The following is a 1033-nucleotide window of genomic DNA, read 5'->3' as shown; positions in this document are numbered from 1 at the left end:
ATCACGCATTAAATCAAAAAATTTTTCAGTATCTGGAAAATAGGTCAGCTCCCCTAAATTGCTTTTCTGGCCAAATTTACCCCAAAAACTGTTCAGCGACAGTTTAGCTATTTGGCAAAGGCCAGGGTTGTTGGCTATTTTTGACTCATCCGGCTCTATACCCTCTTTCTGCCTGGCTTTCGCCACGATCGCTTGCCGGGCCTCGTCGGTGGTCGCCCCTCTCGGGTACCCGCTGGCTTCTAGTTTGATTTTAAAAAAGCAATCGATGTAATCAGTAAATAAGCCCTTAGGGTACTGAGCCCATCTAGGGTAATGCCATATTTCATACAGTTTCACAATACGGTATCCTAAATCCATAGCTTTAAATAACTCCAAAGTTGTCCAGGTTCCAGTCAAAACTCGTTCTGCTTCATCGTGCTCGCAGTCCGCCCAAACATCTCTTTCGTCGGCACACGTTCGACACAGCGGGAACGTCAGCTTATGATCGGTTCGATATGGCAGCACGGGATGGTATAGGTTCTGCGGCGGCAGAACCACACCTTTCACCATCCCTTTGTAAGTGCGGATATCGGAAAATCCCTCTGTGATCACCACAGGGTGACCCGTCGGAAATTCTCCGTATTTACAAATGTACGGGTACAGCGAACATACGTCGATGTACCCGATTTGTTCCCCGTCCACGCATTTCCGGTACAAGGTGGTGGCGTTGGTGCGACCGCCGTAGAACCCGTGTCGGGGGTTCAACGGGTCTACGACGCCGCAGTTATCAAAAAAGGCGGCCATCGCCTTATTTGATCGCAACTGCGACCGAAGGTCGCATTCCCACATCTCCACCAACTCGTAACCGGCTGCCCTGATGGTATTGGCGCGCAGTTGGGTTTTTGCAAATGCTTCTTCCATCGTTAACGATCCATAAGGTGAGCGTTTTTGCCGTTGGCAGTAGCATTTAGGGCACCCGTGAAAAGCGCAACCATGGAATTCGTACACTGTGGGGTCATCAAAGCCGTCAATGAATGCGCCCGCCACTTTTACT

General features: G+C 49.8%; 1 protein-coding gene. It reads right to left on the bottom strand.

Annotated elements, in window-relative coordinates:
- Positions 1 to 900, bottom strand: a 900-nt coding sequence (locus GY937_17030; protein MCP5058409.1) for a hypothetical protein, incomplete at its 3' end; no start/stop codon positions are given.
- Positions 901 to 1033: the final 133 nt, after the last annotated feature.

Source organism: bacterium, from assembly GCA_024228115.1.
Taxonomy (GTDB): domain Bacteria; phylum Myxococcota_A; class UBA9160; order UBA9160; family UBA6930.
Note: the sequence above shows the minus strand (reverse complement) of the source record. Positions and strands in the feature narration are given on the sequence as shown.